Below are 11724 nucleotides of genomic sequence, written 5' to 3' on the forward strand. Positions count from 1 at the left end.
TACCACCGATGAGGGGAACGACATGCGTCGCGTTGGGTTTCTGTTGGGAGCGTTGCTGTTCGCCGTCACCGCGTGCGGGTCGGACGGCCCGGAGCCACAGCCCGAGGAGAGTTCCGAGTCCCAGCAGCTGATGCTGAAGTACGCGCAGTGCATGCGGGACAACGGTGTCGACCTGCCCGACCCAGTCGAGGGCAAGGCGGGCTCGCTGTACGAGGACGTCGACCAGGACTCGCAGGCCTTCACGACCGCGGACAAGGTGTGTTCGCCGATCCTGCAGGGGCTCGTGGACGACCGAGCGGCGAAGGACGGCGGGCAGGGTCCGGATGAGGACCAGATGCTGGAGCTGGCCGAATGCCTGCGTGAGCACGGTGTCGACGTGCAGGACCCGGTGCCGGGTGCGGAGAAACCGTTCGGGGACAGCCTGGACCGCACCGACCCCGCGGTGGCGAAGGCGCTCGCGGCCTGCGGTGCGGGGGCCAGGTGAACACGCGCCTGCTGATACCGCTCGTGGTGTTCGCGGCGGCCGCGGTGACGCTCGGCGCGGTGCTCCTGTCCGGTGGGAACGGCACGCCGCCGGTGAAGGCGAGCGCGACGGCGAAGGCGAAGACCACCGATCTGACCCGCACCGAGACGTTCGACGGGGTGGTGGCGTACAAGGACATGCGTGGCCTGTCGACCCCGAAGCCGGGTGTCATCACGTGGCTGCCCGCGGTGGGCACGGACCTGAAGTCGGGGGAGGTGCTGCTGTCCGTTGACGCACAACCCGTTGTGTTGCTGGCCGGGGTGACACCCGCGTGGCGGAACCTGGAAGCCGGCGTGCCCGACGGCCCCGACGTGCTGCAGCTGGAGACCGCGCTGGCCGCGCTCGGCCATGGCGGCACCCCGGACAGCCGCTGGGACGAGCACACCACCGAGGCGGTCAAAGCCCTGCAGACCGGGATCGGCGCGACCGCGGACGGTGTGCTGTCGCTGGGTGAGGTGGTGTTCACGCCGACGGACGTGCACATCGCCAAGGTCGACGGCCACGTCGGTGCGACGGTCGACCCCGACGCGTCCGTGCTGACGGTGCAGAGCACCGACCGGGTCGTCCTGCTGGAGGTGGATCCGCTCAAACGTGACCTGGTGGCCCAGGGTGCGCAGGTGAACGTCGAACTGCCCGCGGGAACGGTCGCGCACGGCACGATCACCGCGGTCAGCACCACCCTGACCCAGAACGCCGACGGCAAGAGCATCTACCAGATCACGGTCGAGCTGACCGACCCCGACCAGGTCAAGGACCTCGCGCTCGCGCCGGTGACCGTGCACTACGTCGCGACGGTCGCCACCCAGGTGCTGGCCGTGCCGGTCTCGTCGATCATCGGCGTCCCGGGCGGCGGCTACGCGGTCACCACGGTGACGGAAAACGGCGCCACACGCCGGGTTCCGGTCACGCTCGGCGCCTGGGGCGACGGCTACGTCCAGGTCACCGGGAATCTGAGAGCCGGTGACACGGTGGAGGTGCCGACGTGAACCGCCCCGTGCTCGAACTGACCGATGTGGTTCGCGAGTACCCCGGCAGCCCGCCGGTCCGCGCGCTCGCGCGGGTCAGCCTGACCGTGACGGCGGGGGAGTGGGTGGCGATCGCCGGCCCGTCGGGCTCCGGCAAGTCGACACTGCTCAACCTGATGGGCGCGCTGGACAGGCCGACCAGCGGGACCGTGCGCATCGACGGCCACGACGTGGGTGAGCTGTCCGACGAGCGGTTGTCGGGGTTGCGTGGGCACGCGCTCGGCTTCGTGTTCCAGTCGTTCCACCTGCTGCGCCACCTGTCCGCCGTGGACAACGTGGCGGTCGGGCTGACCTACCGCGGGGTCGGCCGCGCCCAACGGCGCGCCAGGGCCGTTCATGTGCTGGAACGGGTCGGTCTCGGTCACCGGCTCGACCACAGACCCAGCCAGCTCTCCGGTGGCGAGAGTCAGCGCGTCGCGATCGCCAGAGCACTGGTCGGCGATCCCGCGCTGGTCCTGGCCGACGAGCCGACCGGCAACCTGGACACCCGCACCGGCGCGGACATACTGGGCCTGTTCGCCGACCTGCACGCCGAGGGCGCCACGATCGTGCTGATCACCCACGACGAGGAGGTCGCCGCCGCCGCGCCCCGCCGTGTGCACGTCCGCGACGGCAGGCTCAGCGGAGTCGCGGCATGACGCGACCCCGTTCGGTGTTCACGTCGAGAGACGCGCTGGCCACCGGCGTCCTGGGCATGCGCGCCCGGCGCGGCCGCGCCCTGCTGACCGCGGTGGGCATCGCGATCGGCATCGCCGCCATGGTGTCGGTGGTCGGCATCTCCGCCTCCTCCAAGGCGAACATGCTCTCGGTGCTCGACCAGCTCGGCACCAACTACCTCACCGTCACCCCGGGCCCGTCACTGGCGGGCGGCGACACACCGCAGCTCCCGGCCGAGGCGGCAGGCCGGCTGTCCCTCGTGGACGACGTCCAGGCGGTGGCCACCGTCGCGCAGCTGGACGTCACCGTGCGCCGGTCCGACGTGGTGCCCCCGACCAACACCAAGGGCACCGTCGTGCTCGCCACGAGCCCGAACCTGCTCACCACCCTCAACGGCACCCTCGCCGAGGGGCGGTGGCTCACCAGCGGCATGGGTGATTACCCCACCGTGGTCCTTGGCGCGACCGCCGCCCGACGCCAGGGCGTCGACCTGCGCGGCGGCGGACAGCTGGTCTGGTTGGGCGACCGGTGGTTCGCGGTGGTCGGCGTCCTGGCCCCGATGCCGCTGGCACCGGAACTGGACGGCGCGGCGCTGGTCAGCGAGCAGGTGGCCACGCACAGCCTGGGCTACACCGGCGCGCCGACCACCATCTACGTCCGGACCGACCCGAGCCGCATCGACGCCGTACTGGGTGTCGCGGCGGCCACGGCGAACCCGCGGAACCCGGTCGAGGTGGCCGTGACCCGCCCGTCGGACGCCCTGACCGCGAGAGCGGTGACCGACACCGCGCTCACCACGCTGCTGCTCGGCCTGGGCGGGGTGGCGCTGCTGGTCGGCGGCGTCGGTATCGCGAACGTCATGGTCATCTCCGTGTTGGAACGCCGCACCGAGATCGGCGTGCGCCGCGCCCTGGGCGCCACCCGGCGGCACATCCGCACCCAGTTCCTCGTCGAGGCGACCGTCCAGGCGGGTTTCGGCGGTGTCGCGGGCGTACTGCTCGGCGCGTTGATCACCACCGGCTACGCGGCGGCCATGGACTGGCCGATCGACCTCCCGCTCACCGGCCTGGCAGGCGGAGTGGCGGCCGCCCTGGCCGTCGGCGGCCTCGCGGGCCTCTACCCGGCGAACCGGGCAGCGCGCCTCCAACCCGCCGAAGCCGTCCGGTCCACCTGACCGCCACCAGGAGATCGACACCCACGACCGGTGTGTCGGTTATGAGGAGGCGGCCGGCGGGGAGCAGGTCGAGAGTCGCCACACGTCGGTGCCGCAGCCGAGGGGCATGCCTCGGAAGGTCCCGGTGAGCATGGGGCCGCCGGACCCACGACGGCGGGGAGGTCGACCGAGGCGGCGGCCCCATCAGCAGCGAGGGGACCGACTACCTCACCGGAGGGATCGCCGGGCTGGCGCGGCGGGCCGAGCAGCTCCTGACCGAGCAGCATGGCGACGGGGTGGTGGCCGATGCCGGCCCGGCGCACGTTCTACCGGCTGGTGAATGGTCTGGCCGTAGGCAAGCACGTGGTCGGGACGGTCCCGACACGCCGGTCGAGGGCGTTCACGGTGTCAGGTGGAGGATCGTCGGATCAGTCGCGCGTCGGCTCCCGTGGTGGCGGCGTTCGGCATGACCCGGCCGGACAGGCTCGCCACCAGCGTTTCGGCACGACGTCGGGCTGCCGCGTGCAGGTCGAACCGGACTGTGGTGAGGGGCGGTGTCGTCAGTGGCGCGACGGGGATGTCGTCGGCGCCGATGACGGCGATGTCACCAGGGATGTGCAGGTTCCGCCGTCGGGCGCCGGCGAGCACGGCGATCGCGGTTTCGTCGTTGAAGGCGCAGATGCCGGTGATGCCAGCTTCGGACCACTGGTGCACGGCGTCCGCCGCGGTGTCTTCGTCCAGCCGGAGAGTCACGGTCATGGGAGGGGGAAGGCGCGCCTCGACGCAGATCTCGGTGACGCCGAGAAGGCGCTCGGCGGCCGTTTGTTCGAAGTTCGGGTGTGCGGGCAGGGCGTAACCGAGGCGCCTGTGCCCGCGGTCGACCAGGTGGCGTGCCTGGACGTGACCGATGGGCAGCATGGGAGCGGCATCGTCGATGGGCGAGGGCAGTACCACCTCCGCACCCGCGCGCCGCAGGGCCCGGACGATGTCGGTGTCGAACGGTGTGAACCCGATCACCGCGGTGGCGCCGACCGTCGCGCACACGTCCGGCAAGGGCCGGCCGCCGGCGCTCGCGAGGTGGGTGACCAGGGTGAGGCCGCTTTCGGCGAGGGCGGTCGCGAGTTCCTCGACGAACCTGCTGATGCTCGCACCGATGGGCAGGTCAGGAACGGAGAGCAGGACGATGTCGCTGCGGCCAGACGCAAGGGAGCGGGCTGTGCCGTGCGGACGGTACTCCAGGCGTTCAGCGGTCTCGATGATGCGGCGACGCGTGGCCTCGGGGATCGACTGTCCGGGACGGTCGTTGAGCACGTAGCTGACGGTGGCGCGGGATACTCCGGCCGCCTGCGCGACGTCCGCGCTGGTCACCCGTTTCGTTGGTGGGGTCATGAGCCTCTCGTCGCCGGAGTCGCGTCGGTCGTACCACCATCGTAGAGCTGGCTCGGCCGCGGCGTACTGGTCCAACCCGGCGTCACACAGGCAGGACAGTGCCAGGTCGAGATGTTCCCGGGACTGCTTCTCGGCCCAGGACCGACCACCTCCCGACTCGATCAGCTCCGCGGCACGGGTGAGGTCGCCACCGGTCAGCGCTCTGTCGCGGAAGTACAGGTCGGCCAGCTCCTCCCCGGCGGCGGTGCCGGACGTGAGCGTGGCGACCACCGGCAGGGACTTCTTGCGGTTGAACAGATCCGAGTGCACGGCCTTGCCGGTGACGGCGGGGTCATCCCAGATGCCGAGCAGGTCGTCGACGAACTGGAAAGCCAGTCCCAGGTGTTCACCGAACTCGCGCAGCCGGTCGACCTGCGTCCGTTCGCCACCACCGAAGATCGCCCCGAGGCCGCACGCGCGGCCGAGCAGCGCACCGGTCTTGCCGGCCGCCATCCGGACGCACTCCGCGAGGGTGACGTCCGCGCGCTCCTCGAACGAGATGTCCGCGCACTGCCCGTCGACCAGGTCGTACAGGACCGAGGAGAGCGTGCGCATCCCGGCCGCCGCCTTGGACTGCTCGGCGTCGGCGAGTACGTGGAATGCCAGGGTAAGCAGGGCGTCGCCGGCCAGGATCGCCGCGCTGGAGCCGAAAACCGTCCAGCTCGTCGGCCGGTGCCTGCGCGTCAGGTCGCGATCCATGACATCGTCGTGCAGCAGGGAGAAGCTGTGCACCAGCTCCGCGGCACACGCCGCGGGCAGGGCCTGTTCGGGGGTGCCGCCCACGGCTTTCGCCGCGAGCAACACCAGTGCCGGCCGGATCGACTTGCCGCCCGTGCACGGGCCGTCGACCGGTGTGCCCTCCTCGTCCTGCCAACCGAAGTGGTAACCGGCGATCCGGCCCACCGGCTTCGGTAATCGGTCCACCGCCGCCCGCAGAGCCGGGTCCACGAGCCCGCGAGTCCACTCCAGAATACCAACGCCGGTCCGACCTACAGCGATGTCAAGGGGTGCCATTCGGCAAGTACCTTCCCGTCGAGGATCGGTCCGCCGCGTGCGATCGTAGAGTTCTTGTTACACCATCGAGTGATGAGTCCGATACCCACAACAAGTCGAATGATCAAGATCATTGTTTCTGTGTTGACATCCAGAAACCCTTGTGGCATAGACGCTTTCCGCGCGAACTTGCAACGCTGACCATTCCTCTACAAAGGATGGTCCGGGTGAGTGTCCCGAATGGTCTCAGTTGCTACCTCGAAGGTTCTCTCCCACTGCGCTGCCCTTCGCGGACAGTCCAGGCTGGATCGGAACCAATACGCTCAGGGTGTCGAGCCGCGGGGGCACCGGATGAGTGGATGCCTGCGACTGTCGGAGGCGGGCCGGTAGTCGCAGGCATCCGGTGACCTCCTCGACCGGTCTGCTGGACCCGGGTCCTTGCGATGATATAAGAGTACGTGTTAAGTATCATAATATCATGAGGGTTCGTGACTCGAGGAGGAGTCGGGCGATGGCGGAGCTGAGCAGGCGCAAGATGTTGTTGTCGGGCGGGGCTCTTGGCGCGCTCGGCGTGCTGGGGATGGCGGTCCCGGCGCAGGCGCGCACCGTGCCGTGGACCTGGGCGCCCAGTGGTTCGGTGGCGGGTGCCGGTGCCGGTGCCGATCCGCGGTGGGTGTGGGACGAGGAGGCCGATCCGGTCGTCGCGGCGTTGTTCGAGCGCGGCGAGGTACCCCTGGTCAACCAGCTGCTGTGGGACTGGGTCCGGAACGACCAGCCGCTGCCCGGCGGACTGCCGGCGGACCTCCATGACTTCATCGAGCGCAACCGGCAGCTGCCGTCGTGGGCGAACCCGGGCAAGCTGGCGACCGCGGCGGACTTCAACAAGCGGCGGGGCCTGTACCTGAACCTGCTCAACGGCGTGGGTGGCGGCATGCTGAGCACCGCCATCCCGAAGGAGGCACGGTCGGTCTACTACTCGGCGGGTGGCGCGAACATGGAGGACCGCGTCGCCAAGACGAGTATCCTGGGGTTCGCCGTCGGGGCGTTGGACGCCTACCGGCCCGAGGGCAACTGCATCGTGAACTCGGTGAAGACGCGGTTGGTACATGCCGCGGTGCGGCACCTGCTGCCACAGTCGCCGCACTGGTCGGGGGACATCCCAATCTCACAGGAGGACATCCTGGTCACCTGGCACACCCTGCCGACCTACGCGATGCGCAAGATGCTGGAGTGGCAGGTGCCCATGAGCACCGCCGACCGCGACGCGTACCTGCACGTGTGGCAGGTGACCGCGCACCTGCTCGGCGTCCGCGACGAGTACATCCCCGCCGACTGGGCCGCCGCCAACGCCCAGTCGGACCAGGTGCTGCCGCCGAACATGGGGCCGACGCCCGAAGGTGTGGAGCTGACCGACATCCTGCTCGGTCAGCTGGCGGAGCAGACCGGCACCATCACGAGGCCGCTGGTCAACGCGCTGGCCCGGTTCCTGGTCGACCCCCAGGTGGCGGCCTGGGACCAGATCCCGCGTGATCCGTTCTGGGAAGGGACGATCGCGACCGTGTGGCCGATCCTGGTGCGGTTCCGGGAGGCGCTCATCCCCGCGCCGCTGGTGCCCGAGATCGCCTGGACCATCGACGAGGCGCTCCGGCAGTACATCCTGCTCTTCCTCACCAAGGGACAGGAAACCAAGATCGTGATCCCCACCGGCAACCGGCCGAACTGAGTCCGGGATGGACGGGACCATCGGGCGTCGGCGGTTTCTCGGCTACGTGCTCGCCGCGCCGACGCTCGTGACCGCCGCGGAACTCGGTATCGCACCCGCGACGTCGGCGGACATCACGGACATCGTCGATCTCAACGACCTGATGACCGTGGCGGCGCTGCCGACCTCGGGCCTCATCTCGGTGGAGGTCAACGCGGACGGCACGGTGTCGTTCGCCCTGCCTCGCGCCGAGGTCGGACAGGGCATCACCACCTCGAGTGCCATGCTGATCGCCGAGGAACTGGCCGTCCCGCTGGAGCGGGTGCGGGTCACGCTGGCAGATGCCCGGCCGGAGCTGTTGTTCAACCAGCTCACCGGCGGGTCGAACACGACCATCGCGACCTACACCCCGATCCGGGTCGCCGCCGCCCTCGCCCGACGCAGGCTGCTGGAGGCCGCGGCGGGTGAGCTCGGCGCGCCGGCCACCGACCTGACCATCGCCGCGGGCGTCATCAGCGACCGGTCCGGCCGGAGCGTCGACATCGGCGTGCTGGCCACGAAGGCCGCGAGCACGCGGGACCAGCAGGTGCCGGTCGAACTGACCGCACGCGAGAGCTTCACCGTGATCGGCAGACCGCACAGCCGGGTCGACGCGCTGGACGCGGTCACGGGACGCAAGAGGTTCACGATGGATCTCGACGTGCCGGACGCGAAGCCGACGATGGTGTGCCGCGCCCCCACCATCAACGGCACCGTCCGGTCGGTCGCGAACCTCGCCGAGGTGCGTGCCATGCCGGGTGTCACCGACGTCGTGGTGATCTCCACCGGGGTGGCGGTACGGGCGGAGACGTTCGGTCAGTGCATCGACGGCGTCCGCGCGCTGCGGGTCTCCTGGCGACCCGGCACCGCGGAGGGGAAGTCCGACGAGATCGTGCTCCGGGAACTCGAGCGCGCCGAGATCCCGCTCGGACTCCCGTCACCAGCCCCCACCGTGGAGGCGAAGTTCACGTTCCACTTCCGCGGCAACAGTGCTCTGGAGCCGAACTGCGCGATCGCCGACGTGCGCGCTGACCGGGCGGAGATCTGGTCTGCCCTCAAGTCCCCGATCGTCGCCCGGCAGACCATCGCCACGAAACTCGGGTTGCCCGAGTCGCGGGTGGCCGTACACGTCGTGGAGGGCGGTGGCTCCTTCGGGCGCAAGCTCTTCTTCGACGCCGCGCTGGAAGCCGCCGAGGTGTCACAGAAGGTGGGCAAGCCGGTCAAGCTGATGTGGCACCGCGCCGACGACGCCCGCCAGGGCCGCGCCCACCCGATGGCCACCTCCCGGGTGCGTGCCTCCTACCTGGGTGGCACAGTGCTGAGCTACCACCAGCGGCACACCAGTGTCGCCACCGACCTCGGGCACGGGCTCGGCGAGGTCATCACCGCGTTCGTCGCACAGCTTCCCGTGGGCGACATCGGGTTCTCCGAGACGTTCTTCCAGCTCAGCCAGACCATGTCCTACAACTTCGGCGCGAGCACGCGGTTGCTGTCCGAGACCGACACCGGGTTCAACACCGGCAGTATGCGCAACGTGTACTCGCCGGACGTCACGTGTGCTCGCGAGCTGATCGTGGACCAGCTGGCGGCGCGGATGGGCAAGGACCCGTACAGGTTCCGGCGAGACTTCCTCCGCGACGACCGGTCCAGGGCAGTGCTGGACAAGGTCGCCGAGGCCGGACAGTGGGGGAGGGCGATGCCGGCCGGCACCGCGCAGGGCATCGCGTTCCACGCCGAGTACAAGGCGGTCAGCGCGACCCTGGTGGAGATCGACTGCCGGCCGGAGACAGTCAACCGGCCGGTCCGCGACGGTGTGACCGGACCCCGTGTCACCAAGGTCGTCTTCGCCGTCGACGTCGGGCTGGCCGTCAACCCGCGCGGTCTGGAGGCCCAGATGATGGGCTGTGTCTCCGACGGCATCGCGCTGGCCCTGACCTCCAGCCTGCACCTGCGGGACGGGTACTTCCTGGAAGCCAGCTGGGACAACTACTTCTACACCCGGCAGTGGAACACCCCGCTGGACCTGCGGATCATCGTGATGCCGCCGACGTCGGAGACTCCCGGCGGCGCCGGCGAACTGGGCGTCGCCGCGTCGATGGCCGCGGTGGCGTGTGCCTACGGTCGTGCCACCGGGACGATGCCCACCAGCTTCCCGATCAACCACGGCACCCTGTCCTTCGAGCCCAAGCCCACCGTCCCGCCGGTACCCCCGTCGCCGACCAACGGTCTGACCTACGCCAGCTGAATGGAGGTTCCGGTGCCACAGCACACCTTCCGCGTCAACGGACGACAGGTCACGGTCACCGTCGCCGATGACGTGCGCCTGCTGTGGGTGCTGCGCGACGTCCTGGGCATCACCGGCCCGAAGTACGGCTGCGGCATCAACGTCTGCAAGGCGTGCACGAGCCACCTCAACGGGAAGGCGGTCAACCCCTGCGCCATCCCCGTCGGAGACATCCAGCCGACCGACGAGGTGACCACCATCGAGGGCCTGCCAGCCACGGTCGGCGCGGAGCTGCATCCCATGCAGCAGGCGTGGCTCGACCACGACGTCGCCCAGTGCGGCTACTGCCAGCCCGGTCAGATCATGGCCGCCGTGGCGCTGGTCCGCCGTGCGGCCGAGGAGAGCAGGCAGATCACCGACGCCGACCTCGACGGTCTGCGCAACATCTGTCGTTGTGGCACGTACTTCCGCATCCGGGAAGCCATCAGGTCGGGTGCGGCGAACATGTGAGGCGGCCAGTCAGCCGGTTCGGGCATGCGGTGTCGCCGTGGCGGCGGTCGTTCGTTTCCATCGACACCGTCCGGCCTTCGTGACAAGCCCTGATTGCTCTTGTGATGATCTATTCCGTGTGTTCTCATGATACATAGAGTGTGTTTCCGTTTCATTGTATCAAAATAGTGCGTTGCGTCGGTCGGCCTCGACGAAGAGGAGCGAAGATCATGGAGAAACACAGCAGGCGCAACATGTTGAAGGTGGGCGGGGCGCTGGGTGCGCTCGGCGCACTGACGATAGCGACACCCGCGCAGGCGGTGCCGTGGACGTGGTCGGCCGCCGGGTCGGTGGCAGGCACTGGAGCGGGGACCGATCCGAAATGGGTGTGGGACGAGGTGGCCGACCCGCTGGTGGCCTCGTTGCTCGACCGGGGCGATGTGCCGCGGGTCAACGAGCTGCTGCGGGGTTGGACGACGAACGGGCAGGCGCTGCCCGCTGGTCTGCCCGCCGATCTGCGGGACTTCATCGAGACGGCCCGGCGGCTTCCGTCGTGGGCGAACCAGGCCAAACTGGACACCGCTCTGGACTTCTACAAGAAGCGCGGGACTTACCTCGGCGTCCTGTACGGGTTGGCCAGCGGCATGATGAGTACGGCCATCCCGCACGAGGCGCGGGCGGTCTATTACTCCAAGGGTGGTGCGGACATGAAGGACCGCATCAAGAAGACCGCGAGGCTCGGTTACGACATCGGCACGGCGAACGCGTTCAACCCCAACGGGCAGATGATCGTGACCTGTGTCAAGACCCGGCTGGTCCATGCGGCGGTGCGGCATCTGCTTCCCCAGTCGCCCGGCTGGGACGGGGCCGCCGACGAGCAGATTCCGATCAGCCAGGCCGACATGATGGTCACCTGGCACAGTCTGGCCACGACGGTGATGCAGAAGCTGGGCGTGTGGAAGGTGCCGGTCACCTCGGCCCACTCCGCCGCCTACCTGCACGTGTGGCAGCTGAGCGCGCACATGCTGGGTATCAAGGACGAGTACATCCCCGCGTCGTGGGCCGAGGCCGACGCCCAGGCCAAGCAGGTCCTCGACCCGATCCTGGCGCCGACGCCCGAGGGGATCAACCTGGCCAAGATCCTGCTCAACCTCGGCGCCGAGATCGACGGGGGGCTCCTCACCCCGAACCTGCTCGGCGCGTTCACCCGCTACACGCTCGGTGACCGGATTGCCGACTGGCTTCGGATTCCCCGAGAGGTGCTCTGGGATCCGGCCTTCGCGGTGTTCTGGCCCGCGTTCATCGCGGCCAAGGAGTTCAGCCTCGCCTTCCCCGGCACGCCGGAACTCTGGTGGACCTTCGACGAGCTCCTCCGCCAGGCCGTCACGCTGTTCCTGTCCGGAGGACAACAGTTCAGCATCGAGATCCCGACCGGCAACCGTCCCTGACGCGTAGTGCGTTCCGAGGTGCCCGGAGAACTCCTGTCCGCTC

The 11724-nt window shown here is 69.4% G+C and carries 9 protein-coding genes and 1 pseudogene; 8 read left to right on the forward strand and 2 right to left on the reverse strand.

Going from position 1 to position 11724, the window contains the following annotated elements; translation table 11 throughout:
• Positions 1–22: 22 nt before the first annotated feature.
• From CLV71_RS44205 to CLV71_RS44220, 4 genes are read left to right on the forward strand one after another with little or no spacing between them, the layout of a single operon-like run.
• Complete coding sequence (locus CLV71_RS44205) at positions 23–484, forward strand: hypothetical protein (protein WP_133908962.1); 462 nt, start codon at positions 23–25, stop codon at positions 482–484.
• Entirely contained in the window at positions 481–1509 is a 1029-nt protein-coding gene (locus tag CLV71_RS44210) for an efflux RND transporter periplasmic adaptor subunit (RefSeq protein ID WP_133908963.1), read from the forward strand. The genes CLV71_RS44205 and CLV71_RS44210 overlap by 4 nt, the downstream gene beginning before the upstream one ends.
• On the forward strand, positions 1506–2186 hold the full coding sequence (locus tag CLV71_RS44215; RefSeq protein WP_133908964.1) for an ABC transporter ATP-binding protein: 681 nt from the start codon (positions 1506–1508) through the stop codon (positions 2184–2186). The genes CLV71_RS44210 and CLV71_RS44215 overlap by 4 nt, the downstream gene beginning before the upstream one ends.
• Entirely contained in the window at positions 2183–3379 is a 1197-nt protein-coding gene (locus CLV71_RS44220; RefSeq protein ID WP_133908965.1) for an ABC transporter permease, read from the forward strand. Before CLV71_RS44215 ends, CLV71_RS44220 begins: the two co-directional genes overlap by 4 nt.
• A 387-nt stretch (positions 3380–3766) precedes the next feature.
• On the opposite strand, the gene CLV71_RS49905 is transcribed toward CLV71_RS44220, so the two are convergent.
• A complete protein-coding gene (locus CLV71_RS49905; protein ID WP_243867408.1) occupies positions 3767–4747 on the reverse strand; it encodes a LacI family DNA-binding transcriptional regulator in 981 nt (326 codons plus the stop codon).
• A gap of 51 nt (positions 4748–4798) precedes the next feature.
• A pseudogene (locus CLV71_RS49910) lies at positions 4799–5800 on the reverse strand (polyprenyl synthetase family protein); the annotation flags it as partial.
• Positions 5801–6290: 490 nt separating this feature from the next.
• Between CLV71_RS49910 and CLV71_RS44230 the strand changes: the two are divergent.
• The 4 genes from CLV71_RS44230 to CLV71_RS44245 all read left to right on the forward strand — a co-directional run bounded on the left by CLV71_RS44230 (position 6291) and on the right by CLV71_RS44245 (position 11681).
• A complete protein-coding gene (locus CLV71_RS44230) occupies positions 6291–7502 on the forward strand; it encodes an oxygenase MpaB family protein (RefSeq protein ID WP_133909002.1) in 1212 nt (403 codons plus the stop codon).
• A 7-nt stretch (positions 7503–7509) separates the two neighbouring features.
• On the forward strand, positions 7510–9765 hold the full coding sequence (locus CLV71_RS44235; protein ID WP_133908967.1) for a molybdopterin cofactor-binding domain-containing protein: 2256 nt from the start codon (positions 7510–7512) through the stop codon (positions 9763–9765).
• Between the two features lie 12 nt (positions 9766–9777).
• Positions 9778–10254, forward strand: coding sequence for a (2Fe-2S)-binding protein (locus tag CLV71_RS44240; RefSeq protein WP_133908968.1), 477 nt, complete (start codon positions 9778–9780; stop codon positions 10252–10254).
• 209 nt (positions 10255–10463) lie between these two features.
• Positions 10464–11681 (forward strand): oxygenase MpaB family protein, encoded by a 1218-nt coding sequence (locus tag CLV71_RS44245; protein ID WP_133908969.1) that lies wholly within the window; start codon positions 10464–10466, stop codon positions 11679–11681.
• Positions 11682–11724 lie beyond the last annotated feature (43 nt).

It is taken from the genome of Actinophytocola oryzae (assembly GCF_004364325.1).
GTDB lineage: Bacteria > Actinomycetota > Actinomycetes > Mycobacteriales > Pseudonocardiaceae > Actinophytocola > Actinophytocola oryzae.

What these genes read in the sequence shown, in the direction of transcription:
- CLV71_RS44205 (WP_133908962.1), top strand. Translation starts at nt 23, where the DNA reads ATGCGTCGCGTTGGGTTTCTGTTGGGAGCGTTGCTGTTCGCCGTCACC.
- CLV71_RS44220 (WP_133908965.1), top strand. Translation starts at nt 2,183, where the DNA reads ATGACGCGACCCCGTTCGGTGTTCACGTCGAGAGACGCGCTGGCCACC.
- CLV71_RS49905 (WP_243867408.1), bottom strand. Translation starts at nt 4,747, where the DNA reads ATGACCCCACCAACGAAACGGGTGACCAGCGCGGACGTCGCGCAGGCG.
- CLV71_RS44230 (WP_133909002.1), top strand. Translation starts at nt 6,291, where the DNA reads ATGGCGGAGCTGAGCAGGCGCAAGATGTTGTTGTCGGGCGGGGCTCTT.
- CLV71_RS44235 (WP_133908967.1), top strand. Translation starts at nt 7,510, where the DNA reads ATGGACGGGACCATCGGGCGTCGGCGGTTTCTCGGCTACGTGCTCGCC.
- CLV71_RS44245 (WP_133908969.1), top strand. Translation starts at nt 10,464, where the DNA reads ATGGAGAAACACAGCAGGCGCAACATGTTGAAGGTGGGCGGGGCGCTG.